At 71.5% G+C, this 26,279-nt stretch carries 25 protein-coding genes and 2 pseudogenes; 14 read left to right on the plus strand and 13 right to left on the minus strand.

The window, feature by feature from the left end; translation table 11 throughout:
• Positions 1-4: 4 nt before the first annotated feature.
• The 3 genes from E2C06_RS06035 (at position 5) to E2C06_RS06045 (ending at position 3,528) form a co-directional block, all read left to right on the plus strand.
• The gene (locus tag E2C06_RS06035) at positions 5-2,830 is read left to right on the plus strand and encodes a [protein-PII] uridylyltransferase (protein ID WP_133287690.1); all 2,826 of its coding nucleotides are present in this window, start codon (positions 5-7) and stop codon (positions 2,828-2,830) included.
• 168 nt (positions 2,831-2,998) lie between these two features.
• Complete coding sequence (locus E2C06_RS06040) at positions 2,999-3,313, plus strand: hypothetical protein (RefSeq protein ID WP_133287691.1); 315 nt, start codon at positions 2,999-3,001, stop codon at positions 3,311-3,313.
• A gap of 26 nt (positions 3,314-3,339) precedes the next feature.
• Positions 3,340-3,528, plus strand: a complete 189-nt coding sequence (locus E2C06_RS06045) for a hypothetical protein (RefSeq protein ID WP_133287692.1) — start codon at positions 3,340-3,342, stop codon at positions 3,526-3,528.
• Positions 3,529-3,600: 72 nt separating this feature from the next.
• Here E2C06_RS06045 and E2C06_RS06050 read toward each other — a convergent pair whose 3' ends face one another.
• The 6 genes from E2C06_RS06050 to dapA form a co-directional block, all read right to left on the minus strand.
• Positions 3,601-4,560 (minus strand): Bug family tripartite tricarboxylate transporter substrate binding protein, encoded by a 960-nt coding sequence (locus E2C06_RS06050; RefSeq protein ID WP_165982244.1) that lies wholly within the window; start codon positions 4,558-4,560, stop codon positions 3,601-3,603.
• Positions 4,561-4,615: 55 nt separating this feature from the next.
• Positions 4,616-6,895, minus strand: coding sequence for a xanthine dehydrogenase molybdopterin binding subunit (gene xdhB, locus E2C06_RS06055; RefSeq protein WP_241671139.1), 2,280 nt, complete (start codon positions 6,893-6,895; stop codon positions 4,616-4,618).
• Positions 6,892-8,280: a xanthine dehydrogenase small subunit gene (locus E2C06_RS06060; protein WP_133287694.1), complete on the minus strand. Its 1,389-nt coding sequence runs from the start codon at positions 8,278-8,280 to the stop codon at positions 6,892-6,894. Before E2C06_RS06060 ends, xdhB begins: the two co-directional genes overlap by 4 nt.
• Before the next feature lie 77 nt (positions 8,281-8,357).
• A complete protein-coding gene (locus E2C06_RS06065; protein ID WP_133287695.1) occupies positions 8,358-9,047 on the minus strand; it encodes an amino acid ABC transporter permease in 690 nt (229 codons plus the stop codon).
• A 68-nt stretch (positions 9,048-9,115) separates the two neighbouring features.
• Positions 9,116-9,934, minus strand: coding sequence for an ABC transporter substrate-binding protein (locus tag E2C06_RS06070; RefSeq protein WP_133287696.1), 819 nt, complete (start codon positions 9,932-9,934; stop codon positions 9,116-9,118).
• Positions 9,935-9,952: 18 nt separating this feature from the next.
• Positions 9,953-10,867, minus strand: a complete 915-nt coding sequence (dapA, locus tag E2C06_RS06075) for a 4-hydroxy-tetrahydrodipicolinate synthase (protein WP_133287697.1) — start codon at positions 10,865-10,867, stop codon at positions 9,953-9,955.
• Between the two features lie 22 nt (positions 10,868-10,889).
• Between dapA and E2C06_RS06080 the strand changes: the two genes are divergently transcribed.
• The 11 genes and pseudogenes from E2C06_RS06080 (at position 10,890) to cynS (ending at position 21,431) form a co-directional block, all read left to right on the plus strand.
• On the plus strand, positions 10,890-13,793 hold the full coding sequence (locus E2C06_RS06080; RefSeq protein ID WP_133287698.1) for an FAD-dependent oxidoreductase: 2,904 nt from the start codon (positions 10,890-10,892) through the stop codon (positions 13,791-13,793).
• Between the two features lie 175 nt (positions 13,794-13,968).
• Positions 13,969-14,952: a phosphogluconate dehydrogenase (NAD(+)-dependent, decarboxylating) gene (gene gnd, locus E2C06_RS06085; RefSeq protein WP_133287699.1), complete on the plus strand. Its 984-nt coding sequence runs from the start codon at positions 13,969-13,971 to the stop codon at positions 14,950-14,952.
• On the plus strand, positions 14,952-15,461 hold the full coding sequence (locus E2C06_RS06090; RefSeq protein ID WP_133287700.1) for a gluconokinase: 510 nt from the start codon (positions 14,952-14,954) through the stop codon (positions 15,459-15,461). Before gnd ends, E2C06_RS06090 begins: the two co-directional genes overlap by 1 nt.
• Positions 15,462-15,558: 97 nt before the next feature.
• Positions 15,559-16,266, plus strand: a complete 708-nt coding sequence (locus tag E2C06_RS06095) for a ribonuclease activity regulator RraA (protein WP_133287701.1) — start codon at positions 15,559-15,561, stop codon at positions 16,264-16,266.
• A gap of 121 nt (positions 16,267-16,387) precedes the next feature.
• On the plus strand, positions 16,388-16,825 hold the full coding sequence (locus tag E2C06_RS06100) for an acyl-CoA thioesterase (RefSeq protein ID WP_133287702.1): 438 nt from the start codon (positions 16,388-16,390) through the stop codon (positions 16,823-16,825).
• Positions 16,822-17,781, plus strand: coding sequence for a Bug family tripartite tricarboxylate transporter substrate binding protein (locus E2C06_RS06105; RefSeq protein WP_133287703.1), 960 nt, complete (start codon positions 16,822-16,824; stop codon positions 17,779-17,781). The genes E2C06_RS06100 and E2C06_RS06105 overlap by 4 nt, the downstream gene beginning before the upstream one ends.
• Before the next feature lie 404 nt (positions 17,782-18,185).
• Positions 18,186-19,283: pseudogene (locus tag E2C06_RS06110) on the plus strand (CmpA/NrtA family ABC transporter substrate-binding protein).
• Positions 19,284-19,287: 4 nt separating this feature from the next.
• The gene (ntrB, locus tag E2C06_RS06115) at positions 19,288-20,136 is read left to right on the plus strand and encodes a nitrate ABC transporter permease (RefSeq protein ID WP_133287704.1); all 849 of its coding nucleotides are present in this window, start codon (positions 19,288-19,290) and stop codon (positions 20,134-20,136) included.
• Positions 20,133-20,396, plus strand: a pseudogene (locus E2C06_RS40575) (ATP-binding cassette domain-containing protein); the annotation flags it as partial. The gene ntrB and the pseudogene E2C06_RS40575, both read left to right, overlap by 4 nt.
• A gap of 88 nt (positions 20,397-20,484) precedes the next feature.
• Positions 20,485-20,988: an ABC transporter ATP-binding protein gene (locus tag E2C06_RS40580; protein WP_338324200.1), complete on the plus strand. Its 504-nt coding sequence runs from the start codon at positions 20,485-20,487 to the stop codon at positions 20,986-20,988.
• Complete coding sequence (gene cynS, locus E2C06_RS06125) at positions 20,985-21,431, plus strand: cyanase (protein ID WP_133287705.1); 447 nt, start codon at positions 20,985-20,987, stop codon at positions 21,429-21,431. Before E2C06_RS40580 ends, cynS begins: the two co-directional genes overlap by 4 nt.
• Before the next feature lie 92 nt (positions 21,432-21,523).
• Here cynS and E2C06_RS06130 read toward each other — a convergent pair whose 3' ends face one another.
• From E2C06_RS06130 to E2C06_RS06160, 7 genes are read right to left on the minus strand one after another with little or no spacing between them, the layout of a single operon-like run.
• A complete protein-coding gene (locus tag E2C06_RS06130) occupies positions 21,524-22,078 on the minus strand; it encodes a HupE/UreJ family protein (RefSeq protein WP_133287706.1) in 555 nt (184 codons plus the stop codon).
• Positions 22,075-22,686, minus strand: coding sequence for an urease accessory protein UreG (gene ureG / locus E2C06_RS06135; protein WP_133287707.1), 612 nt, complete (start codon positions 22,684-22,686; stop codon positions 22,075-22,077). The genes E2C06_RS06130 and ureG overlap by 4 nt, the downstream gene beginning before the upstream one ends.
• Positions 22,683-23,438 carry an urease accessory protein UreF gene (locus tag E2C06_RS06140; protein ID WP_456305171.1) on the minus strand — a complete coding sequence of 252 codons (756 nt, stop codon included), beginning with the start codon at positions 23,436-23,438 and terminating at the stop codon, positions 22,683-22,685. Before E2C06_RS06140 ends, ureG begins: the two co-directional genes overlap by 4 nt.
• Positions 23,359-23,874, minus strand: a complete 516-nt coding sequence (locus E2C06_RS06145) for an urease accessory protein UreE (RefSeq protein ID WP_133287709.1) — start codon at positions 23,872-23,874, stop codon at positions 23,359-23,361. The genes E2C06_RS06140 and E2C06_RS06145 overlap by 80 nt, the downstream gene beginning before the upstream one ends.
• Positions 23,874-25,586, minus strand: a complete 1,713-nt coding sequence (gene ureC / locus E2C06_RS06150; protein ID WP_133287710.1) for an urease subunit alpha — start codon at positions 25,584-25,586, stop codon at positions 23,874-23,876. Before ureC ends, E2C06_RS06145 begins: the two co-directional genes overlap by 1 nt.
• A complete protein-coding gene (locus E2C06_RS06155) occupies positions 25,586-25,891 on the minus strand; it encodes an urease subunit beta (RefSeq protein ID WP_133287711.1) in 306 nt (101 codons plus the stop codon). Before E2C06_RS06155 ends, ureC begins: the two co-directional genes overlap by 1 nt.
• Positions 25,892-25,940: 49 nt before the next feature.
• Complete coding sequence (locus E2C06_RS06160) at positions 25,941-26,243, minus strand: urease subunit gamma (protein ID WP_133287712.1); 303 nt, start codon at positions 26,241-26,243, stop codon at positions 25,941-25,943.
• Positions 26,244-26,279: the final 36 nt, after the last annotated feature.

Here is a 26,279-nt window from a genome sequence, read left to right on the forward strand (position 1 = left end):
GGGAATGACCGCAGCCGCCGCTTTTCCCGCCCGGGCCAATGCCCAGCGCCACCCGGCGCTGGCCGAGATGCCGACCGTCATTCCCGACCTGATCGCCGAGCTCACCGGCGAAGCCGGCGGTGGCCCGATCCGGCGGGAGGATGCGCTGGACCTGCTGCGGCGTCATCTCGGCCGCATCCAGTCCACCGTGCAGGACGGGTTCGAGGCGCACGAGCTTTCCGGACTCGCCGCCGCCCGCTGGCTGGCGGCGCTGAGCGACGGGCTGATGACCGCGATCCACCATTACGCCCTGGCGATGGTCCCCGCCCGCGGCGCCGTGGAGATGAACGAGCCGCCCTTCGCCCTGGTGGCCACCGGCGGCTACGGCCGCGGCGTGTTGGCGCCCTATTCCGATATCGACCTGCTCTTCCTTACCGACCAGTCGGCCGGGCCGCGCGCCCAGCGGGTGGTGGAGTTCGTGCTCTACCTGCTCTGGGATCTTGGCCTGAAGGTCGGCCATGCCACGCGGTCCATCCGCGACTGCATGGACGAGAGCGCCAAGGATGCGACCATCCTGACCGCCCTGGTCGATGCCCGTTTCCTGGCCGGGGAGAAGCCGGTCTTCGAGCGCTTTGCCGAGGTCTTCACCCGCACCCGCCAGCAGCGCGGGCTCGGCCCCTTCCTCGCCGCCAAGCGGACGGAACGCGCCGGGCGACATGCCCGCTACGGCGACAGCCCCTATCTCGTCGAGCCCAACATCAAGGAAGGCCGCGGCGGGTTGCGCGACCTGCAGACCCTCTACTGGCTGGCGCGCTACGCCTTCGGCACCCAGCGCATGCCCGACCTGGTCGGGCCGGACAGTCCCGGCGGCGGGTTGCTGTCCGAGCACGAGGCGCGCGCCATCCGGCGGTCCTGGGACTTCCTCTGGACCGTCCGCTTCCACCTGCACTACGTCGCCGGCCGGGCCGAGGACCGGCTGACCTTCGACTTCCAGCCGGTGGTCGGCGCCCGCATGGGCTATACCCCGCGCGGCCGGCAGGACGGCGTCGAGCGCTTCATGAAGCACCTGTTCCTGACGGTGCGCGACGTGCTGCGACTGACCCGCGTGCTGGAGCCGGCGATCGAGCGCGCCGCGCTCGGCCCGCCGGCGACGCGGCGGCATGGCGATGCGGCGCTGGCCGAGGCGGGCCTCGCCTTCGCCGACGGCAAGCTGGTGGCGGCGCCGCCGAACCGCGACTTCTCCCGCGAGCCGGTCCTGATGCTGCGGATCCTGAAGGCCGCGCGGGACCGCAAGCTCGAGATCCACCCGCTGGCGATCCGGGCGCTGATCCGCAACGCCCACCATGCCGCCGCCATCCGCGGGACGGAGGAGGCGAATACTCTCTTCCTCGACCTGCTGACCGGGCGCGACGCCGCGACCTGGCTGCGGCTGATGAACGAGACGGGATTCCTCTCCCGCTTCATCCCGGACTGGGCCCGCATCGTCGGGCTGATGCAGTTCGACACCTACCATGTCTATACGGTCGACGAGCACACGATCGAGGCGATCGGCGTGCTGCAGCAGGTCGAGCGCGGCGACCTGACCGAGGCGGCGCCGGTGGCGACCGAGCTGGTCGGCCAGTTGCAGTCGCGCCGCGCGCTCTATGTGGCGACGCTGCTGCACGACATCGCCAAGGGCCGCGGCGGCGACCATTCGGAACTCGGCGCCCGCATCGCGACGGAGCTCGGCCCGAAGATCGGCCTGACGCCGGAGGAGACCGAGACCGTCTCCTGGCTGGTGCTGCACCACCTGCTGGTCAGCCAGACCGCCTTCAAGCGCGACATCGAGGACCCGAAGACCATCCTCGACATCGCCGACCTGGTGCAGTCGCCGGAGCGCCTGCGGCTGCTGCTGGTGCTCACGGTCTGTGACATGCGCGCGGTCGGGCCGAAGGTCTGGAACGGCTGGAAGGCGACCCTGCTGCGGGAAGTCTACTGGCGCGTGGCGGAAGTGCTGGCCGGCGGATTGAGCGTGCCGGAGCGCGACGTGCGCGTGGCGCGTGCCCGCGACGCCGCGGCGGCCATGCTGGCCGGCTGGCCGGACACGGATCGCGACAAGTTCCTCTCGCTCGGCTATCCCGGCTACTGGCTGTCCTTCGATGCCGAGACGCATGCTCGTCACGCCGCGCTGATCCGCGAGGCGGAGGCGACCAAGGCGCCGCTGACGGTCCGCACCCGGGTGCTGGAATCCCGCGCGGTGACCGAGATCACCGTCTATGCCGCCGACCATCCCGGCCTGTTCAGCCGCATCGCCGGCGCGCTTGCCGTGGCCGGCGCCAGCATCGTCGACGCGCGCATCCACACGCTGACCAATGGCATGGCGCTGGATACCTTCTGGGTGCAGGACGCTATGGGCGGCGCCTTCGACGCGCCGCACCGCCTGGCCCGGCTTGCCGTGCTGATCGAGCAGTCGCTGTCCGGCCGCCTGCGGCTGCGGGACGAGATCCGCAAGGTGCGGCGCGAGCCGGCCCGGCTGCGCGCCGTCACCGTCCCGCCGCGGGTGGTCTTCGACAACCATGCCTCGAACACCCACACCGTGATCGAGGTGAACGGCCGCGACCGGCCCGGCCTGCTGCACGACGTCACCGCCGCGATCAGCGACCAGGGGCTGCAGATCGCCTCCGCCCACATTACGACCTATGGGGTGCGGGCTGTGGACGTCTTCTACGTGAAGGATGTCTTCGGCCTGAAGGTCGAGAACGACCGCAAGCTGGGTGCACTGCGGGTGGCGATGGAGGCGGCGCTGGCGCCGCCCGGCGAGGGTGGCGGGGCGGTGCTGCCGGCGCCGCGGGCAGCCGCCGAAAGAGCATGATCCCCGGCCGGGCTGGCGCGTTGCAGGGGAGACCGGAGCGGATCGACGAAGGGCAGCATCGCCCGGAGGCGTGAATCTGCTTCGCGAGCCAATCCGGAGCGGATCGGCGCGGGGCAGCACCGCCCGGCAGCCGGAATCCGCGCCGCACGCCAGTTCCGGAGCAACGCCGTGCCCGACGAACCCAATATGCGCCCCGACCAATCGAAAAATCCGGGCGAGGACTATGAGTTGACCACTGCCGGCAACGACGGACCGCTGGGGCCCGAGCCGGTCCCGCGCGACAAGCGGCCGGAGGCGCAATACCCGAAATCGGACCGCGAGCAGGGGGTGAACCGCAAGGATGCGGCCGCCCCGGGTGGCCCGGTGAACATCAAGGTGAAGGACAACAAGCCGGACGACAGCGGGCCACAGGCCGCCGGCCAGGCCGAGGACAAGGCGACCGGCGCCGGCAGCCGCGACGCACCCGGCCTGCCGCGCGCCTGAGCCCCCAACCGCGAAAGGATCATCCGATGCGCATTGCGCTGTCCTGCCTGACCGTCGTCCTGGCGCTCGCCGGGTGCGACCGGCCAATAACCCCGGGCCCGAGTGAGACCCGCGGCTTGCCGGTGCTGCAGCCCGTGCCGCCGAGCGGGGGCGCCGGCGGCGTCGTGCCGCTCGAGCGTCCGGCCGGCAGCCGGGGCGGCGACAAGGGCAGCTGAACCGCTGCTGCCCCGGTGCCCCCAGGGGGATAGTGGGCCCGGCGATCCCCAGCCGGCGATGCGTCCCGCGTCTCAGCCGCCGGCCAGCAGCCCGGCGTCCCGCATCAGCCGTCCAATCACCGCCTTGTCGCGGGCGTGCAGCGCCCGCGCCTCGGCAGGGGTCGCGCTGGCGGGGTCGCTGCCGGTCGCCTCGAGCCGCACCCGGGTTGCGGGATCGGTCGTCGCCGCGCCGAAGGCGGCGGCCAGGCGTTGCTGCACCGCCTCCGGCGTGCCGGCCGGAGCGAAGACAAGGATCCAGGTCGAGAGGTCGTAGCCCGGCAGCACCTCGGCGATCGCCGGCACGCCGGGCAGGTTCGGGCGGCGGGTGGTGCCGGTCACGCCGATCGGCCTTGCCTTGCCGCTTTCCAGCACCGGACGCAGGCTGCTCTCGCTGATGAAGACCGCGTCGATCCGCCCGGCCGCCAAGTCGCGCGCCGCGTCGGCGCCGCCGCGATAGGGGATGTGCTCCAGCTTCACCCCGGCCATGGCCTGCATCAGTTCTCCCATCAGGTGGCCGACATGGGCGACGCCGGGCGTGCCGAAGGTCACGGTGCCGGGCCGCCGCGCCGCCTCGGCCAGGAAGCCGCGCAGGTCCTGCGCCGGGAAATCCGCCCGCATGCCGAGCACGTAGGGCGCGGCGGTCAGCTGGGTAACCGGCACCAGCATCTCGTAGTCGAGCGGCAGGGAGCGATTGACCAGCGGCGAGGTTATGGTCGTGGCGCCTTCCAGGACCAGCGTGTAGCCATCGGGCGCAGATTGCGCTGCGGCAGCGGCGCCGAGCGCGCCCGAGGCGCCGGTCTTGTTCTCGATGATGAGGGACTGGCCCAGCGCGTCTGCCACCTTTGGCTGGACGATGCGGGCGACGGTGTCGGCGATGCCGCCAGCGCTATAGGGAACGATTAGCCGGACCGGACGGTTGGGGAAGGCCTCCTGCCCCCGCGCGACGGTGGGCAGGACGAAGGCGGCCAGCGCGGCCCGGCGCGTGATGCTCATGAATCGTTCTCCCGCCTGCTTCGGCGCCATGGTGGCACCCGCTGCGGGGGCGCGGCTACCCGCCCCGGATCGCCATCAGCACGCGTTCCGGCGTCGCCGGCGCGTCCAGCCGGTCGGTGCCGATCGCATCCTTCAGCGCGTTCCAGACCGCGGTCGCCAGCATCAGCGGCGGCTCGCCCACCGCCTTCGAACGGAAGATGGTCTCCGACCGCGCCGGCGCGTCCGCCAGCAGGCGGGTTTTCAGCACCGGTGGCACGTCGCGGCTGCCGGGGATCTTGTAGGTGGCGGGGCCGAGGGTGCGCAGCCGCCCCTCCGCGTCCCACCACAGTTCCTCGCAGGTCAGCCAGCCCATGCCCTGCACGAAGGCGCCCTCCACCTGGCCGATATCGACCGCGGGGTTCAGGCTGCGGCCGCAATCCTGCACCAGATGCGCCGAAAGGCAGCGATGCTCGCCGGTCAGCGTATCGACCGCGACCTCCGCCACCGCGGCGCCGTAGGAGAAGTAGAAGAAGGGCTTCCCCGTCATGGTCGCCCGGTCCCAGTGGATGTCGGGCGTCTTGTAGAATCCGGTCGCGGAGAGCGAGACGCGCCTCATGGTGGACAGCTTCGCCAGCTCCCCGAACCCCATCGCCCGGTTGCCGCCGCCGGTGACGCGGCCCTCGGCGAATTCCACCTCGCCCGGCGCGATGCCCCATTCCTCCGCCGCCACCTCGGCCATGCGGCCGCGGATCGCGCCCGCCGCGGCATGCGCCGCCCAGCCGTTCAGGTCACTGCCGGTGCTGGCGGCGGTGGGGGAGGTATTGGGGACCTCCGCCGTGCTGGTGGCGGTGATGCCGATCCGCTCGACATCGACGCCGAAGACACTGGCGACCACCTGGGCGATCTTGATGAAGAGGCCCTGGCCCATCTCCGTCCCGCCATGGTTCAGCCGGATCGAGCCGTCGGCATAGACATGCACCAGCGCGCCGGCCTGGTTCATGTGCATCTGGCCGAAGGAGATGCCGAAGGCCAGCGCCATGCTGCCGAGGCCGCGGCGGAGGTAGGGGTGCTGCGCGTTGAAGGCGGTGATCTCGGCGCGCTTGGCGTCCCAGCCGCTGTCCTGCTTCACCTCGGCCCAGACGCGGCGGATCAGGTCGCCTTCGAGTTCCTGGCCATAGGGTGTCGCCGCGCCGTTCTCGCCGCCGGCGAAGTTGCGGGCGCGCACTTCCTCGGGCGGCAGGCCGAGCGACTTCGCCACGCGATGCACCACGTCCTCCATCAGCAGCAGGCCCTGCGGCCCGCCGAAGCCGCGGAAGGCGGTATTGCTGACGGTATTGGTCTTGCAGGCCAGCGCACGGACGGACAGCGCGGGCACGTCGCAGCAGTTCAGCGCATGGGTGATGGCGCGGAAGATCACGCCGCCGGTAATGTCGAGGCTATGGCCCGCATCCGCCGCCATGATCGCATCCAGCGCCAGGACGCGGCCGGTGGGATCGAAGCCTGCGGTCCAGCGATAGAGGAAGGGGTGCCGCTTGCCCGTCGCGGCGATATCCGCCTTGCGCGACAGCCGCAGCTTCACCGGCCGGCCGGTCCGCCGCGCGCCGAGCGCCGCGGCGGCGGCGACCCAGCTTGCGTTGCTCTCCTTACCGCCGAAGCCGCCGCCCATGCGGCGGGTGGTGACCATGACCCGGTTGTGGTCGCAGCCCAGCACGCGGGCCACGACGTGCTGCACCTCGGTCGGGTGCTGGGTGGAGGAATAGACCAGCATGTCGCCATCCTCGCCCGGCACCGCCATGGCGATCTGGCCCTCGAGGTAGAAATGCTCCTGCCCGCCGGCGCGGAATTCGCCGGCAAGCCGCAGCGGCGCTTCCGCCAGTGCGGTGCCGGGATCACCGCGGGTGATGGCCTGCGGCGGCAGCACCCAGGCCTCGCGCGCGATGGCGTCCTCAATCGTCAGCACCGGCGGCAGCGGCGCGATCTGCGGCTTCAGCGCGGCGGCTCCGGCGATCGCCGCGTCGCGCGTTTCGCCGAGCACGATGGCCAGCGGCTGGCCGGCGAATTCCACCAGGCCCTCGGCCAGCATCGCCTCCCCCGAGCCGGCGGCCGCGATGTCGTTCAGCCCCGGCACGTCGCCCGGCAGCAGCACCGCAGCCACGCCCGGCAGCGCGCGGGCCGGTGCCGGGTCGATCGGCGAGAGCCGGCCATGCGCGACGGGGGACAGGCACAGCGCCGCATGCAGCAGCCCCGGCGGCTCCGGGATGTCGTCGAGGAAACGGGCCTCCCCGGTCGCGTGCTTCAGCGCGCTGTCGTGCCGCAGGGATGCGCCCATGCCGCGGGCGGATTGGATCTGGCTCACAGCGCGTGCACCTCCGCCGGAAGGTCGGGTCGCGCGACCCGCCAGTACAGCCGCCGCAGCAACCCCTGCGCCGCCGCCAGCCGATAGGCCGCGCTGCCGCGCAAATCCGATAGCGGGGCAAAATCCTTGGCCAACTCGTCCGCCGCATCGGCGAAGCAGGCGGGCGCCAGCAGCGCGCCGGCCAGCATCGCCTCGGCATGTTTCGCCCGCGCCGCCATCGGTCCCATGCCGCCGAAGGCCAGTTGCGCCCCGGCGATCCGACCGGCCTCGGCCCGCACCAGGAAGGCGGCGCTGATTGCCGAGATGTCCTGGTCGTGCCGTTTCGACACCTTCTCGCAGGCCAGCACCGCGCCCTCGGCCGGGCGGGGGACGTGGACGGAGACGATGACCTCGTCCGGCGCCAGCGTGGTCTTGCGGTAGCCGATCAGGAAATCCTCGGCCGTCGTGCAGCGTTCCCCGCGCACCGAGGCGATGCGCAACGAGGCACCGAGGACGAGCAACGGCGGCAGCGCATCGCCGATCGGCGAGGCGGTACCGAGATTGCCGCCAATCGAGCCCAACGCGCGGATCTGCCGCGATCCCAGCCGCGTCATCATGGCCGCGAGCGGCGCCAGCCTGCCGTCCAGCAGCCGCAGCAGCCGCGCATAGGACACGGCGGCACCGATATCGATGCCCGCGGCATTGGCGGACAGCGCCTGCAGCTCCGGTACGCCGAGCAGGCCGATGACGGCGGGCGGCCGCTGGCGGTGCTCGCTGACCAGCAGCCCGAGATCGGTGCCGCCGGCGAGCAGCATGGCTTCCGGCTGCGCGGCGCGGAGCACGAGCAGTTCGGCCAGCGATGCCGGGTGGTGGAAGACCTGGCCCGCCGCGGCGAAGCTCGCGCTGGCAGCGGCGGGCAGCGCGGGCGGCGAGGCGCCGTCATCCTCCAGTCGGGAGAAGGCCTCAATGATCGGACGGTAGCCAGTGCAACGGCAGAGGTTGCCCGCCAGCGCTTCGTGCACAGCCCCGCCCTCGCGTGCATGCGCCCAGGCGGACATCGTGATGCCCGGGGTGCAGAAGCCGCATTGCGTGGCATCGCCCTCGGCCAGCAGGTGCTGCACCGGATGCGCCGCGCCCTCGGCGCCGCGCAGCCCCTCCACCGTGCGCACCGCCAGGCCGTGCAGCTGGCCGAGCATCGCCAGGCAGGCATTGATCGGGGCGCGATGCCCGTCGGGCTGTTCCAGCACCACGGTGCAGGCGCCGCAATCGCCCTCGGCACAACCTTCCTTGGTGCCGGTGAGGCCAGCCGGGCCGCGCAGCCAGTCGAGCAGCGTCATGGTAGGCGAGGTGCAGGCGGGCAACGTCACCGGCGTGCCGTTCAGCACGAGCATAATGCGATCGGTCATGGCGGGAGACTAGCAAGCGCCGCGCCAGCGGAGGATGAACCCTGCGCGTGGCGCACAACGTGCGCGGGTGGCCGGTGCTAGCGCCGATCCGCCGCCTCATTCGCGTAGCCGCGGCCGAAACGGCGTTCCAGCCGCCGCTGCACCAGGTCCCAGAGCGTGGTCAGCACCAGGTAGTACAGGGCCGCGACCAGGAAGAGCTCCAGCACCATGAAGCGTTCCTGGATCAGCACCTGGGTCCGTCGCAGCAACTCGTCCACGCTGATCACGCTGGCGACCGAGGTGGTTTTCAGCAGCCCGTTCACGCTGTTGCCGAGCGGCGGTATGACGACGCGCAGCGCCTGCGGCCAGGTCACCAGGCGGAAGACCTGCCCGCGATGCAGGCCAAGCGCCAGGGCTGCCTCCCGTTGCCCCTTCGGCACGGACTGGATGCCTGCGCGCAGGATCTCCGAGAGGTAGGCGGCCTCGTTGAGTGAAATGCCGATCAGCGCGGCTTCCCAGACCGAGAAGCGGAGGCCGAAAAGCGGCAGGCCGGTATAGATCACCAGCAGCTGCACCAGCAGCGGCGTGCCGCGGAAGATCCAGCAATAGAACACCGCGAAGCCGCGCAATGCCGCGCTCACCGAGAGCCGCAGCACCGCGATGCCGAGGCCGAGCACCAGCCCGCATAGCAGCGAACCGGCGGTCAGTGCGACCGAGATCAGCGCCCCTTCGAGCAGGTAGGCGTTGAAGAGGTAGTCGAGGAAGCCGTCCCAACGCCAGATGGTCATTGCTTGTCCCTGTGGCCGATGCAGACCTGCGGGCCTGGCGGCCCTTCGGTCATCGGACGCACATGGCCTCAGCCGGGGCCCACCACGTCGAAGGGACCCTCGTAGGCCTTCACGCCGTACTTATCGAGCAGCGCGCCGAAGCTGCCATCCGCCCTCATCTCCCCCAGCACCACCGCCACCGCCTGGGCCAGCACCTTGCTGCGCAGGCCGAAGTTGATCGGCGTGCCGAAAAGCCCGCTCAGCGCCCGGGTGAAGTCGCCGCGGTCGTCGTATTCCTTGCCCGTGCTGTCGATGGAGACGGCGGCATCGAGCTGGCCGGCCCGCAGCGCCTGGAAGCTTACGGCGAAATTGTCGAAGGGCCGGATGGTGATCGGCTTCAGCCCCTTCTCCTCCAACGCCTTGGCAATGTCCTGCGTGCGGCGGAACTCGAAGCCGCCCTGCTCGACGCCGACGGTGAGCGCCGCCAGGTCCTCCAGCTTCGTGATCCTGCGCGGATTGCCGCGCGGCACGCTGATGCTGATCGCCTGTTCCTCGTAGCGCACGAGGTACATCAGCTTGGCGCGTTCCTCGGTGTAGAACATGCCGGTATTGATCATGTCCCAGCGCCGCGCCGCGAGGCCGGGGATCATCGCCGCGAATTCGATCCGCACATGCTCGGGCGTGAGGCAGAGGCGCCGGGCGATCTCGGCGCCGAGGTCGACCCGCATCCCAACCAGCTGGCCCTGCGCGTTGACGTATTGCATCGGCGGCAGGGTCGGGTTGGTGGAGAGCGTCAGGGTGCGCGGCTTGACCAGCTCGCTGTCCGGCACGCGCGGCGCGCAGTTCTGGGCCCAGGCGGGCATGGCGACGGTCGCGAGCGCGGCGCCGAGCAGCAGGCGGCGAAGCATGGTCCGGTAAGTCTCCCTCTATTCCGCCGCGGCGCGGCTGGCCGGTATCGCACCCATGTCCTGCAAGACCCGCGCCAGCGCGGGCAGGTCGGCATCCGGCAGCGGCAGCCGGGGCGGCCGCGGCGCGCCCATCTCCATTCCCATCAGGCGGAAGGCCGCCTTGGTGCCGGAGACGTAGCGCGGCCCGCCGACCCAGGGCAGCAGCGGGGCCAGCTTACGGTAGAGCGGCAGCGCCTTGGCCCGGTCGGCGTCAAAGGCCGCGGCGGCGAACATGTCGCGCGACAGGCGCGGCACGACGTTGCTGCAGACCGCGACCCAGCCGATGGCGCCGAGCCAGGCGCTCTCGTAGCCCAGCACGCCCGCGAAGACCTCCATCCGGTCGCCGCAGGCGGCGATGATGTCGCGCACGCGGGTGACCTCCAGCGTGCTCTCCTTGACGTAGCGGCAGTTCGGGATGGTCGAGAGCCGGGCCAGCGTCGAAGGCAGCAGGTCGACATTCGCCGTCGCCGGGTTGTTGTAGACCATGATCGGGATCCCGATGGCATCGGCCACGGTCTTGTAGTGCTGGTAGAGCTCGTTCTCGGTCGGCACGCTGTAGAATGGCGGAATGATCATCACGCCGTCGGCGCCGAGCGATTCGGCCTCCCGGCTCAGCGCCACCACCTCCCGCGTGTCCTCGGCGCCGGTGCCCATCAGCACTGGCACGCGCCCGGCGGCCGCGCGGACGACGCATTCGGTGATCGCCGTGCGCTCCTCCCGGCTCACGCTCAGGAACTCGCCGGTGGAACCGAGCGGGATCAGCCCGTCGATGCCCTCCGCGATCTGGAACTCCACCAGCCGCGCCAATGCCGCCAGGTCCACCGCCGCGCCGTCCGCGGTGAAGGGGGTGATCAGGACGGTATAGGTGCCGCGGAAGGGCTTTTGCACGGTCATGGGCCCGTTCATGCTGGAGGCGATGACCGAGACCCTTCCCCATTCCCTGCCGCGCGGCAAGGGCGTCCGCCTCTGCCACCCCGACATCCCGCGCGCGGCGGAGCCCGTCTGCCTCACCTTCGATGGCACTGACGTGGAGGCGCTGTCGGGCGAGACATTGGCCGCCGCGCTCTCGGCTGCCGGGTTCCTCGCGTTCCGCCGGACGGAGAAGGGCACGCCGCGTGGCCTCTATTGCGGCATGGGCGCCTGCTTCGACTGCATCGTCACGGTGGACGGCAAGGTCAACCAGCGCGCCTGCCTGGTAAAGGCGCGGGACGGGATGGTGGTGTCCAGCGCGCCGCCCGACGTGCCCCTGCCGCTCGCCCCCGCCCCGGCGGCGATCGAGGACCGCGCCTGCGACCTGCTGGTGGTCGGCGCCGGCCCTGCCGGGCTGGCCGCGGCCGAGGCCGCCGCCACGGCGGGCGCTGAGGTGGTGGTGCTGGACGAGCGCGGCGAGGCCGGCGGGCAATACCTGAAGCCGCTCGCCGCCAGCCACGCCCATGCCGCGCCCGACCGGCAATTCCGCCAGGGCGATGCGCTGCGCGCGGCGGCGCAGGCCGCCGGGGCCGGGATCCTGACCGGCGCCACCGCCTGGGGCGGCTTCGCGCCGGACGAGATCGGCGCGTTGGTCGGCGAGGCCGCCGTCACCTTCCGCCCGCGCCGGCTGGTCATTGCCGCCGGCGCGCATGAACGGCCGGTGCCGATCCCCGGCTGGACCCTGCCCGGCGTGATGACCACCGGCGCGATGCAGACCCTGGCCCGGGCCAACCGCGTCGCGCCGGGAGAGCGCGTGGTGATCGCCGGCAACGGCCCGCTGAACCTGCAGCTCGCCTGCGAATTGCTCGATGGCGGGGTCGCCGTCGCCGCGGTTGCGGAAGCGGCGCCGCGGCCCGGCCTGGCGCAATGGCGGCAGGCGGCGGCGCTGCTGCGGGCGGGGGCGGACCTGGCCTGGGACGGGCTGTCCTACCTGCGCAAGCTCCGGGCGGCCGGCGTGCCGGTCCTCTGGGGCAGCATGCCGCTGGCCTGCGAGGGCGAGGGGCGCTTCGGCACGCTTGTCCTGGCGACGCCGGCCGGCGAGGCGCGGATCGAGGCGGATGCCTGCGCCCTCAACCTCGGCTTCCAGCCGGAAACCGGCCTGGCCCGCGCGCTCGGCGCTGCGCACCGCTTCGTCGATGACGGGCTCGGCCGGCTCGAGACCGTGACGGATGACGAGGGCCGCACCTCCCTCCCCGCGGTCTTCGCGATCGGCGACGGCGCGGCGATCGGCGGCGCCTGCGTCGCGCTGGCCCGCGGCCGGCTGGCCGGGCTGGCGGCGGCGCGCGACCTCGGCCTCGTGGCGCCGGATGACCCGGCGGCGCGGGCGGCGCTGCGCCGGGCGCTCGACTTCCAGGCGGCGCTCTGGCGGATCTTCGCCGCACCGCCTTTCGACATCGCGGCCGTCGGCGATTCCACCATTCTCTGCCGCTGCGAGGAGGTGACGGCGGGCGCCCTGCGGCGGGCGCGGGCGGAGGGCGCGCAGACGCTCGGCGCGCTGAAGAAGGCGACCCGGGCCGGCATGGGCCGCTGCCAGGGACGGATGTGCGGCGCGACCCTCGCCCGGCTCTGCGGCGCGACCGGAGAGGCCGGCTTCGCCGCGCCGCGCGCCCCGGTGAAGCCGGTGCCGGCCGCGGCGCTGATGCTGGAATTGCCGGAGGCCGAGGCGGCCGGGCCGGCCTACCCGCTCCCCCAATTCAACGCGCGCAGCACGCGGCCCGCCGTCGCCCCGCCAGATGCCTGCGACGTCCTGGTCGTCGGCGGCGGCGCGCTCGGCCTTTCCACCGCGCTGTACCTGGCGCGGGAGGGCGCCGACGTGCTGGTGGCGGAACGCGGCGAGGCCGGCATGGCCGCCAGCACCGCCAATGCCGGCAGCCTGCATGTCCAGCTCCTCACCTACGACTTCGACGGCGAAAGCGACCGCGGCCCGGCGATCGACCGCCTGCCGCTCGGGCCGCGCAGCATCGCGCTCTGGCGGGAGGTCGCCGCCGAGGCCGGCGAGTCGCTCGGCATTCGCACCGAGGGCGGGCTGATGCTGGCCGAGACCGCGGCGGAGTTCGCCTGGGCCCGCGCCAAGGTGGCGGTGGAACGCGCCCGGGGGCTTGAGAGCCACCTGCTCGGCGCCAATGAGCTGCGCTCGATCGCGCCCTATCTCGGCCCGCATTTCGTCGGTGCCTGCTTCTCCCCCGCGGAGGGGCAGATCGACCCGCTGCGCGGCACCCATGCGCTGCGCCGCCTGGCGGAACGCGCCGGCGCCCGGCTGCGGCAGGGGGTGGAGGTCCTGGGCATCGCACGGGAGGGCGCCGGCTTCCGGGTCGAGACCGGCGGCGGGCCGATCAGCGCCGGGCGGGTGGTGAACTGCGCCGGAGCTCATGCCGGGCGGATCGGCCGGATGCTGGGGCTCGGCCTGCCGGTCATCGGCACGGTCCAGCAGGTGATCGCCACCGAGGCGGCGGCGCCCGCCATGCGGCACCTGGTGGCCCATGCCGGGCGGCACCTCTCGCTGAAGCAGGGGGATGGTGGCCACCTGCTGGTCGGCGGCGGCTGGCCGGGGGTGCTGGACGACGCGGGCTCGCCGCGCAACCTGCGGCGCTCGATCGAGGGCAATCTCTGGGTCGCCGGCCGGGTACTGCCGGGGATCGGCGGGCTGCATGCGCTGCGCGCCTGGACCGGCCTGGCGGTGGAGGTGGACCGGGCGCCGCTGCTGGGGGAGACGCCGGGCATCCCCGGCCTCTTCCATGCGGTCACCAGCAACGGCTACACCCTGGCGCCGATCGCCGGGCGGATGACGGCGGAGGCGGTGCTGGGCAGGGCGGCGGTGCCGCCGGAATTCACGCTGTCAAGATTCGGATAAAAACGAGGAAGGTTGGGAGGAGGTATTCTCCCCAAACCCCTCATCTATTTTTGTGGGTCTGGCACCCGCCGCGCGGCGAATGCCAAGCCCACAAAAAGGAAGGGAGGGGTTCGGGGAGGGAATACTTTTCCCTCCCCGACCTTCTGCCAAGGCAAACTGGAGTAGGACGCAAGCGATGCAACTCGGCATGGTCGGCCTGGGCCGGATGGGCGGCAACATCGTGCGGCGGCTGCTGCGGGCGGGGCATCACTGCGTCGCCTTTGACCGCGACCCGGCCCCGGGTGCCGCATTGGCGGCCGAAGGTGCGACCGCCGTGGCCGACCTGCCGGCCATGGTCGCGGCGCTCGACGCCCCGCGGGCCATCTGGGTCATGCTGCCGGCCGGCGACGCGACCGAACAGGCGCTGGTGACGCTGGCCGGCCTGCTCTCGCCCGGCGACGTGCTGATCGATGGCGGCAACAGCTTCTGGAAGGACGGCGTCCGCCGCGGCGCCATGCTGCGGGCCAAGGGTCTGCATTTCCTCGACATCGGCACCTCCGGCGGGGTCTGGGGCCTGGCCCGCGGCTATAGCCTGATGATCGGCGGGGAGGATGCGGTGGTCCGCCGGCTCGACCCCATCTTCGCCGCCCTGGTCCCAGGCGAGGCCGCCGCCCCGCCGACCCCGGGCTTCGCCGGCGACCCGCGCGCCGCGCAGGGCTATGTCCATGCCGGGACCAACGGCGCCGGACATTTCACCAAGATGGTCCATAACGGAATCGAGTACGGGATGATGCAGGCCTTCGCCGAAGGCCTCGACATCCTGAAGCACGCCGACAGCAAGGCGCTGCCGGAGGACCACCGGCTCAGCCTCAACCTCGGCGACGTGACCGAGGCCTGGCGGCGCGGCAGCGTGGTGGCGAGCTGGCTGCTTGACCTGACGGCACAGGCGCTGGCGCAGGACCCCGAGCTCGAGAGCTTCTCCGGCCATGTCTCCGACAGCGGGGAAGGCCGCTGGACCGTGCAGGCGGCGGTCGAGACGGCGGTTTCGGCCCCGGTGCTCTCGGCCGCGCTCTATGCACGCTTCGCCAGCCGGGACGAGGACCGCTTCTCCGGCAAGGTGCTCTCGGCCCAGCGCAAGGGCTTCGGCGGGCATCTGGAGCCGCCGAAGGCCGCTGGCTGATGGCCAAGCCCCTCGTTCTGGTCATGGGCGTCTCGGGCGCCGGCAAGAGCACCGTCGGCACCCTGCTGGCGACGCGGCTCGGCGCCCCCTTCGCCGATGCGGATGCGTTCCACCCCCCGGCAAACATCGCCAAGATGAGCCGCGGCGAGCCGCTGGTGGACGACGACCGCTGGCCCTGGCTGGACGCGATCGGCGTCTGGCTGGATGCGCGGGCGGCGGCCGGCGAGGGCGGCGTGGTCACCTGCTCGGCGCTCAAGCGGGCCTACCGCGACCGGCTGCTGGCCGGGCGGCCGGCGGTGCGGCTGGTGCACCTGTCCGGCGACGCGGCGCTGATCGGCGCGCGGCAGGCCGCGCGGCCGGACCACTTCATGCCGGCCAGCCTGATGGCCAGCCAGTTCGCCACGCTGGAGGTGCCGGGCGAGGCGGAGGGGGTGATCACCCTCTCGGTCGAGCCGCTGCCCGAGGCGATCGTGGAAGCCGCGCTGCTGGCGATCGGCGCCGCCGGCTGACCGCGGCGGGGCACCTCCCGCCCCGGATGCGGCTGGGCTAGACAGGCCCGACCACCGCGCCGCCGGCGCCTAAGCCTTCCAGGAGAAACGCCGAACCATGTCACTGTCCGCCGCCGACCGCGCCACGCTGGAGAGCATCTCCACCGCGACGATCACCACGCTTCTCCTGAAGAAGGGCCTGCGCAACATCTGGATGCGCGGGCCGCAGCCCTTCACCCCGACCGCCAAGGGCAAGCGGATGGTCGGCCCGGCCTTCACCCTTCGCTTCGTCCCGGCGCGCGAGGACCTGGCGACGCCGGAAAGCTGGTCCTCCCCGCGCTCGACCCGCGCCGCGATCGAGGACATGCCGGCAGGCGTCATCGCCGTCGCCGACGCGATGGGCTGCACCGATGCCGGCATCTTCGGCGACATCCTCTGCGCCCGGCTGATGAATCGCGGCGTCACCGCGCTGGTCACCGATGGCTGCGTCCGCGACGTGGCCGGCGTGGTCGGCACCGGGATGCCGGTGTGGTGCCGCGGCGGCGCGGCCCCGCCCTCGGTCGCCGGCCTGACCTTCACCGGCTGGCAGGAGCCGATCGGCTGCGGCGGCGTCGCCGTCTTCCCGGACGACATCATCGTGGTCGACGACGACGGCGCCGTGGTGATCCCGAAGGCCTTCCTGCAGGAGGTGCTGGACGGCGGGCAGGAGCAGGAGCGGCTGGAGGCCTGGATCGTCGGCAAGGTGGAGCAGGGCGAGAAGCTGCCCGGCCTCTATCCGCCGAATGCCGAGAACAAGGCGCGCTACGAGGCCGAGAAGAAGAAGTAGGCCCAGGCCCGCGATCGCCCTGCATGGCGACACGCAGGGCGTGAATCGCCGCCCACCCGATACTTGACGACAAGCGGCGGCGCCCGGACCCTCGGCTCCAAGCAATTGGAGACCCCGAGGCATGGCGCCGCCGCCCCCCGCGCCCGCACGCTTCCCTTTCTGGACGGAGGAGAAGCTGCGGCTGGCCGATACCGACATGAACGGCCACATCAACAACGGCGCCATAGGCGCCTTCTGCGAGGCCGGCCGCGCCGAGATCATGCAGGCCGTCGCCGGCCCGCCGGAGACACGCGCGGTCGGCATGGCGGTCGCCCGGGTCGAGATCGACTACCTCCGCGAGATCCACTACCCCGGCCAGGTGCGGATCGGCACCTGCGTGGCGCGGGTCGGCCGCAGCAGCATCACGGTGGAGCAGGCTCTGTTCCAGGGCGAGACCTGCTTCGCCACCTCCCGCGGCGTCATGGTGATGCTGGACCGTGAGACGCGGCGGCCGGCGGAGATGCCGGCAGCACTGCGACAAGGCTTTGCCGCCATGGCACCCGTGGGGGAGGCGGCATGATGCGCCGGCGCTCGCTGCTTGCCACGCTCGGTGTCGGCCTCGCCGCCCCGGCCCTGGGGCAGGAGGCATGGCCCTCCCGCCCGGTCCGCATCGTCGTTCCCTTCCCGCCCGGCGGCACGGTGGACTTCCTCGGCCGGCTCACCGCCGCTTGGCTGCAGGAGGCGACGGGCCAGTCCTTCATCGTCGAGAACCGCTCCGGCGCCGGCGGCAATATCGGCGCGACGGCGGCCGCCCGGGCCCAGCCGGACGGCTATGTGCTGCTGATGGGCTCGCCCGGGACCCAGGCGATCAACGCGCATCTCTACCCGAACCCCGGCTATGACGGCATCGCCGACTTCGCGCCGATCTCGCTGGTTGCGGAACTGCCGAACCTGCTGGCGGCGCATCCCTCGCTCGGCGTGCACGACGTGGCCGGGCTGGTCGCGCTGTCGAAGCAGCGTCGCCTGGCCTATGGCGAAACCAGCATCGGCGGCAGCACCCACCTGACCGCCGAGTTGTTCCGCCTGCAGGCGGGGATCGAGGGCGAGCACGTCACCTATCGCGGCAGCGCGCCGATGCTGGGCGACCTGCTGCCGGGGCGGGTCGCCTGGGGCGTCGACAACCTGCCCTCCATCCTGCCGCATATCCGCTCGGGCGCGCTCATCGCCATCGGCGTCTCCTCCCGCACGCGGTGGTCCGGCGCGCCTGAGATCGCGGCGATTGCCGAAACCCTGCCGGGCTACGAGGTTACTGCCTGGTTCGGCCTGCTGGCGCCGAAGGCAACACCCGAGCCGGTCATCGCCGCCTGCAACGCGGCGCTGGTGCGGATGCTTGCCACCCCGGCCGCGGCGCGGCGGCTGGCCGAGCTGGGCGCAACGCCGATCCCCGGTACGCCCGAGGCGTATCGCGCGCATATCCTGGCGGAGCATGCGAAATGGGGCGGGGTGATCCGGCAGGCGGGCATCCGGCTGGAGTAGATGCCCGTTAGGTAGGCAGGACTGGACGCGGTGCGGGCAGCGGGGTGCGATCTCCGGGCGCGGCGGTCGGATTTTACGCCGGTGACCGCTGGCACGGCCGTTGCCATGCGGGACCGGCTCGCCTGCCGGGAGAAACCGCCGTGTCACGTCTTTTCGCCGACCCGCTCGACGCTGCCGCGCGCCTCGGTGCTTGTGCCTGCGGCCAGGAGCACGGGGCCCTGGCCTGCGCAGCCGCGGCGCCTGCCGATGGCACCGGCGCCCAAGGCGAGGCAGCGGAACAGGCGGTCTTCCGCGCCGTCTTCCCGGACGACGCCACCCGCCGCGGGCTGCTGACCCGCTTCGGCGCCGCCGCGGTCGCCGGCGCGCTGGCCTCGGTCTTCCCGCTTGCGGCTGCCCGCGAAGCCATGGCCCAGGCGACCGGCACGCCGGAGAAGAAGGACCTGAAGATCGGGTTCATCCCGATCACCTGCGCCACGCCGATCATCATGGCGCACCCCATGGGCTTCTATCAGCGGCACGGGCTGAACGTGGAGGTCATCCGCACCGCCGGCTGAGCGGTGATCCGCGACAAGTCGATCGCCCGCGAATACGACGCGGCGCACATGCTTTCGCCGATGCCGATCGCCATGTCGCTCGGCGTCGGCGTCGCCGCGCCGATCCCCTGGGCGGTGGCGGCGATCGAGAACACCAACGGCCAAGCCATCACCCTGGCGACGAAGCACAAGGACCGGCGCGACCCGAAGGACTGGAAGGGTTTCCGCTTCGCCGTGCCCTTCGACTTCTCTATGCACAACTACCTGCTGCGCCACTACCTGGCGGAGCACGGGATCGACCCGGACAAGGACGTGCAGATCCGCGCCGTCCCGCCGCCCGAGATGGTCGCCAACCTGCGGGCCGACAATATCGACGGCTTCCTCGGCCCCGATCCCTTCAACCAGCGCGCCGTCTTCGACGGCGTCGGCTTCATCCACGTCCTGACGAAGGAATTGTGGGACGGCCATCCCTGCTGCGCCTTCGCCGTGCCGCGCAGCATGATCGGCGAGACGCCGAACACCTTCGGCGCCCTGCTGCGGGCGATCGTCGAGGCGACCGCGCATGCGGCGAAGCCCGAGAACCGTAAGGAGGTCGCCACGGCGATCAGCGCGCAGAACTACCTGAACCAGCCGGAGACGGTGGTGGCGCAGGTGCTGACCGGCACCTTCGCCAACGGGCTCGGCACGGTGCAGCGGGTGCCGAACCGCATCGGCTTCGACCCCTTCCCCTGGCAGTCCATGGCGATCTGGATCCTGACCCAGATGCGCCGCTGGGGACAGGTGAAGACCGAGCTCGACTATGCCCAGGTGGCGAGCCAGGTTTTCCTCACCCTCGATGCCGGCAAGGCGATGCGGGAGATGGGCCTCGCGGTACCGGCGAGCGCGACGCGGACCGAGACCATCATGGGCCGCGCCTTCTACCCGGCGAACCCGGCCGGCTGGGCCGACCGCGCGATCCGCGGCGCCTGATCCGATGGGGCGTACGGTACCCGCCTGGCAGTCGGCGCTGCTGTCCTTCGTCTTGCTGGCGCTGTTCCTCGGCGGCTGGGAGCTCGCCTCGGGCAGCGGCGCTGGCGGCGGCGCGGCGGTCGATCCGGAATATGCCGCGCTGCTCGGCCAGGCCGCGGCGAGCGGCGGGCAGACCCCTTTCCCGAAGCCCTCCGAGATCGGCCTGCGGCTCTGGGAGCTGCTGCGCGACCCCTTCTATGTCCGCGGCACCAACGACCAGGGCATCGGCGTGCAGATCGCGTATTCGCTGCTGCGCGTCGCAGCGGGCTTCGGGCTGGCGGCGCTAGTCGCCATCCCGCTCGGCTTCCTGATCGGCATGTCGCCGCTGCTCTCGGCCGCGCTCAATCCCTTCATCCAGGTGCTGCGGCCGGTCTCGCCGCTGGCCTGGATGCCGCTGGCGCTCTTCACCATCAAGGACAGCAACGTCTCCTCGGTCTTCGTCATCTTCATCTGCTCGCTCTGGCCGATGCTGCTGAACACCGCATTCGGTGTAGGCAGCGTGCGGCGGGAATGGCTGAATGTGGCGCGGACCCTGGAAGCCGGCACCTGGAAGACCGCCTTCCGCGTCATCCTGCCGGCCGCGGCGCCGACCATCCTGACCGGCATGCGCATCTCGATCGGCATCGCCTGGCTGGTGATCGTGGCGGCGGAGATGCTGGTCGGCGGCACCGGCATTGGCTACTGGGTCTGGAACCAGTGGAACAACCTGTCGCTGGCCGACATCATCATCGCCATCCTGCTGATCGGCGTCGTCGGCCTGCTGCTCGACCGCGCGCTCGGCGCGGTGGCGCGCGTGGTGGCCTGGCAGGAATGACGCACCCCTATGTCTCGGTCGAGGGCGTGACCCGCGCCTATCCCGGCCATGTCGTCTTCCGCGACCTTTGGTTCGGGGTGAACCGCGGCGAGTTCGTCTGCCTGGTCGGGCATTCCGGCTGCGGCAAGAACACGGTGCTGAACATCCTCGCCGGGCTCGACGTGCCGAGCGGCGGCGCGGTCATCGTCGACGGCCAGGCGATCGACGGTCCCTCGCTCGACCGCGCGGTGATCTTCCAGGGCCATGCGCTGATGCCCTGGATGACGGCGGAGGCGAACGTCGCCTTCGCTGTCCTGCCGCCACCCCGGCTGGCCCAAGGCGAAGCTGCGCGAAGCGGCGCGCCAGGCCCTGACCGAAGTCGGCCTAGCCGATGCGGCGGAGCGCAAGCCCTCGATGCTCTCAGGCGGGATGAAGCAGCGCGTGGGCATCGCCCGGGCGCTCGCGTTGCGGCCGAAGATGCTGCTGATGGACGAGCCTTTCAGCGCACTGGACGCGCTGACCCGCGGCGCCTTGCAGGACGAGGTGGCGCGGCTGGTGACCGAGGCCAATCAGACCGCCTTCATGATCACCCACGACGTGGACGAGGCGATCCTGCTCGCCGACCGCATCCTGCTGATGACCAACGGCCCCAACGCGCGCTGCGCCGAGGTGGTGGTGAACACCCTGCCGAAGCCGCGCAACCGCGCCACCCTGCACCGGCTGCCGGGCTACCACGCCCTGCGCGACCACATCCTGGAATTCCTGCTGATCCGCAGCCGGACGCTGGCCGGCGCGCGGCCCGCGGACTGGAACCCGGAGGCGCCGCCGGAAGTGCGGCCGGCGCTGCTGACGCGAAAGGAGATGCCCGCATGAACGATGCCAAGACCGAGCTCGGCCGCAAGATCCTGAAGCTCAAGAAGCAGAAGAGCCTGAAGTGGGCGGACATCGCAGCACGCATCACGATGAGCCCGGTCTGGACCTGCGCGCTCTGCATGGGGCAGATGAGCGCCGAGCCGCAGCATGCCCGCGGCATCGCCGAGATCCTCGGGCTCGACGAGGAGGAGGAGGCGACGCTCTGCGAGATCCCCTATCGCGGCGCTCAGCCGATGCCGCCGACCGACCCGCTGATCTACCGCTTCTACGAATTGGTGCTGGTCTACGGCACGTCCTGGAAGGAGATGATCCAGGAGGAATTCGGCGACGGCATCATGTCGGCCATCGACTACGACATGCTGCTGGAACGGCTGCCCGACCAGAAAGGCGACCGGGTGAAGATCACGATGACCGGCAAGTTCCTCAGCTACAAGCGGTACTGAGACGCGATCCGATGACCGGAGACCCTCGGCCGAAGGTCTGAACCGGCGTGCGGGAAAAGGCCGGGGCGGCGCGTGGCACCGCCCCGAAGCCGTCAGACGAAAGCCAGCAGCACGCCAACGGCGGCCGTCGCGCCGCCCGCGACCTGCGCCGCGTACCGCGCCCAAGGTGCCGCCGTGTTGCCGAGCGCGAGGCCCGCGGCGTGCAGCACCGCGGTGCCACCGATCGCCCCCAGCAGCGCCACGCCGCCGAGCTCGACGCCATGCGCCGCGCCATGCAGCAGGCCGAAGCCGGCAACCAGAACCATGCCCAGGCCGAGCGGCAGCCGCACCGCCAGCGCCGCGAGCGCGCCGAGCACGATGACCGAGGCAAGTATGCCCGCCTCCCCCCCCGGCAGCGCCACCCCGGCGAGGCCGAGGACACCGCCCAGCGCCATCCCGCCGAGGAAGGCGCCCGGCAGCGCCAGCCGCGCCGCGCCGCCCGAAAGCCCGGCCCAGAGCCCGACCATGACCATGGCCAGCAGATGGTCCGCCCCGCTGAACGGGTGCAGGAAGCCCGCCATCAACCCGTGATGCAGCCCGTCGCCGATATGAGCAAGGGCCGGCGCCGGCAGCAGCAGCGCCGCGGCGAGGAGTGCGAGCGCGTTCATGACCCGATGCCGCCCTGCTGCAGGATGAAGTCCGCTATTTCCGTCACGCCCTTGTTCTCCTTCAGGTTGGTGAAGATGAAGGGCCGCAGCCCGCGCATCCGGCGCGCGTCGCGGTCCATCACCGACAGGTCGGCGCCGACCAGCGGCGCCAGGTCGATCTTGTTGATCACCAGCATGTCGCTGCGGGTGATGCCGGGGCCGCCCTTCCGGGGGATCTTGTCGCCGGCGCTGACGTCGATGACGTAGATCGTCAGGTCGGCCAGTTCCGGGCTGAAGGTGGCGGCCAGGTTATCCCCGCCGCTCTCGATGAACAGCACCTCGAGCTTCGGAAAAGCCAGCACCATGTCGTGCACGGCCGCGAGGTTGATCGAGGCATCCTCGCGGATCGCGGTATGCGGGCAGCCGCCGGTCTCGACGCCGGCAATGCGCGCGGGGTCAAGCGCGCCGGCGCGGGTCAGGAATTCGGCGTCTTCCTTGGTGTAGATGTCGTTGGTGATGACAGCGACGTCGTGCGTGTTCCGGAGGTGCCGGCAGAGCCGCTCGGTCAGCGCGGTCTTGCCGGAGCCGACGGGGCCGCCGATGCCGACGCGGAATGGGCCATTCCTCATGATCTGAAGAGCCTCGTGTACTGGGTTTCGTGCCGCATCGAGAGCAGGTCGAGCATGGGCGCCGCGGTGCCGAGCGTGTCGAGATCGGCGGCAAGCGCGGCTTCCGTCGCGGCATCAACCACCGGGTGCAGCGCGGCGGTGGCGACCTGGCCATCGGTCTGGCCGAGCGGCACCAGCCGCACTCCGGCCGAGACCAGGTTGGCGGCGAAGGCGGCCAGCCAGCCCGCGAGCGCCGGGCGCAGCGGGATGCCGTGGAAGCCGGCGGCGGCGCCGAAGGCCACCGGATGCGCCAGCGCCCGCGGATGCCGCGCGGCATAGGCCGCGAAGCGCGCATCCGGCCAGGCGGATTGCGTCACGCCGGCGAATGCGGTGCCCTGCGCCATGCTCTCGAGCGCCGTCTCCGCCGTGCCGCGCCAGGCTGCCGCCAGCAGCGCCAGCTCGTCCAGCGCCGCATCGTCGCCGGCGTCCGCGGCGCGCCAGGCTGCCGCCAGCAGCGCGCCGTCGATCCGGCCGGCGCCGGCACGCAGCACGGTGGCGATATAGTCGAGCAGCGCAATGCGGGTAGCGACGCTGCCGTCCTCCACCGCCGTCTCCAGGCCGTGGCTATAGGTATAGGCGCCGACCGGATAGGCCGGCGACAGCCAGGCCAGCAGCCGGTAGAGCGCGCCGCCGTCAGTGATGGTGATGGTGGCCGTCGCCATGGTCGTGACCGCCGCGGTGGTGATGGCCGGGCTGGCGGTTCTGCTCACCATAGGCGCCGCCTTCCGGGTTGAAGGGCGCATCCACCTTCCGCACCTCGGCACCCAGTCCCTGCAGCATGGCGACGATGACATGATCGTCGCGGATCAGCAGCCGGTCGGCCTGGATCTCGGTCGGCAGGTGCCGGTTGCCGAGATGCCAGGCGAGCCGCATCAGCAGCGCGGGGGTCGGCGCGCGCACCTCGACCAGCGGCTCCGGCGCCGCCCGCACCAGGATGACGCCGCCCTGCTCCAGCAGCAGCCCGTCGCCGTCGCGCAGCGGCACCGCTTCCTCGAGGTCGAGCAGGAAGGCGAAGCCGCCTTCGGCGACGTAGCGCCGCCGCCGGCGGAAGCGGTCGTCGAAGTCGAGGGTGACGGTGTGCTTCGCGGTGCGTTCCACCCAGCCGTCCTTCGGCAGCACCTGGGTCGCGCGGGGGAGTGTGTCGCTCATCAGAACAGGAAATACCTTTGTGCCATGGGCAGCACCTCGGCGGGTTCGCAGACCAGCAACTCGCCATCGGCGCGGACCTCGTACGTCTCGGGGTCCACTTCGATCCTCGGCAGGGCGCCGTTCAGCACCATGTCGCGCTTGCCGATGCCGCCGCGGCAATTCTCCACCGCCAGCAGTGTCTTCTGCAAGCCGAGCCGGTCGCCGATGCCGTGCCCCAGCGCGGCCTTCGAGACGAAGGTGACGCTGCTGGCCTGCAGGGCGCGGCCGTAATTGGCGAACATCGGCCGGTAGTGGACCGGCTGCGGCGTCGGGATGGATGCATTGGGATCACCCATGGGCGCCATGGCGATCGAGCCGCATTTCAGCACCATGTCCGGCTTCACCCCGAAGAAGGCCGGCGACCACAGCACGAGGTCGGCCAGCTTGCCGACCTCGACGCTGCCGACATGCGCGCTGATGCCCTGGCTGATCGCCGGGTTGATCGTGTACTTCGCGATGTAGCGGCGGACGCGGAGGTTGTCGTTCTCCCCCGCCTCCCCCGGCAGCCGGCCACGCTGCAGCTTCATCTTGTGGGCGGTCTGCCAGGTGCGGATGATGACTTCGCCCACCCGGCCCATCGCCTGGCTGTCGGAGGACATCATGCTGATGGCACCGATATCGTGCAGGATGTCCTCGGCCGCGATCGTCTCCTTGCGGATGCGGCTCTCGGCGAAGGCCACGTCCTCCGGGATGCGGGGGTCGAGGTGGTGGCAGACCATCAGCATGTCGAGATGCTCGTCCACGGTGTTCACCGTGTAGGGCATCGTCGGATTGGTGCTGCTCGGCAGGAAATTCGGCTCGCCCACCACCCGCAGGATATCAGGCGCATGGCCACCGCCGGCGCCTTCGGTGTGGAAGGCCTGGATGGTGCGGCCGGCGATCGCGGCGATGGTGCTCTCGACGAAGCCACTTTCGTTCAGCGTGTCGGTGTGGATCGCCACCTGCACATCGAGCGCGTCGGCCACGCTCAGGCAGGTGTCGATTGCCTTCGGGGTGGTGCCCCAGTCCTCGTGCAGCTTCAGGCCGCAGGCGCCGGCCAGCACGACCTCCTCGATCCCAGCAGGCAGGGCGACGTTGCCCTTGCCAAGGAAGCCGAGATTGACCGGCAGCCCCTCGGCCGCCTGCAGCATGCGCGCCATGTGCCAGGGGCCGGGCGTGACGGTGGTGGCCAGCGTGCCATGCGCCGGGCCGGTGCCGCCGCCGAACATGGTCGTCACGCCCGACGCCAGTGCTTCGTCCACCTGCTGCGGGCAGATGAAATGGATATGCACGTCGAGCCCGCCGGCGGTCAGGATTCGTCCCTCGCCGGCGATGACCTCGGTCCCCGGGCCGATGACGATGGTGACGCCCGGCTGGGTGTCCGGGTTGCCGGCCTTGCCGATGCCGGCGATGCGGCCGTCGCGCAGGCCGACATCGGCCTTCACGATCCCCCAATGGTCGAGGATCAGCGCATTGGTGATGACGGTGTCGACGGCGCCCCCGGCACGCGTCACCTGCGACTGGCCCATGCCGTCGCGGATCACCTTGCCGCCGCCGAACTTCACCTCCTCCCCATAGGTGGTGAAATCCCGCTCGACCTCGATGATCAGGTCGGTATCGGCCAGCCGCACGCGATCGCCGGTGGTCGGGCCGTACATGCCGGCATAGGCGGCGCGGGAAATCGGTGCGGGCATCAGACCGGTCCTTCCGTCTCGCCGCGGAAGCCGTGCACGATCCGCGCGCCGGCATAGGGGATGAGCCGCACCTTGCGCGTCTGCCCCGGCTCGAACCGCACCGCGGTGCCGGCGGCGATGTCGAGCCGCCGGCCGCGGGCCATGGCGCGGTCGAAATCCAGCGCCGGGTTGGTCTCGGCGAAGTGGTAGTGGCTGCCGACCTGGATCGGCCGGTCGCCGGTATTGCCGACTTCGATCTCAAGGCTGTCGGCGCCGGCGTTCAACTCGATCTCGCCGGCGGCGGGGAAGATCTCGCCGGGGATCATCGTCCGGCCATCCGGTCCACGCTGCGCTGCGGCTCTCCGCCATTGGATGTCATCGGATCGGCTCGTGCACGGTCACCAGCTTGGTGCCGTCGGGAAAGGTTGCCTCCACCTGGATCTCGTGCACCATCTCGGGGATGCCCTCCATCACCTGGTCCCGCGTCAGCACCGTGGCGCCGTCGCGCATCAGGGACGCCACGCTGCGGCCATCGCGCGCGCCCTCCACCACATGGTCGGTGATCAGGGCGACGGCTTCCGGGTAGTTCAGCTTCACGCCGCGTTCCAGCCGGCGCCGCGCCACCTGCGCGGCCATGGCGATCAGCAGCTTGTCCTTCTCGCGGGGCGTCAGGTTCATCGCGGTCCCAGCCTCTCTCGCGCGATCATGCGTCGC

This window comes from Dankookia rubra (assembly GCF_004355005.1).
GTDB classification, from domain to species: Bacteria; Pseudomonadota; Alphaproteobacteria; order Acetobacterales; family Acetobacteraceae; genus Paracraurococcus; species Paracraurococcus ruber_A.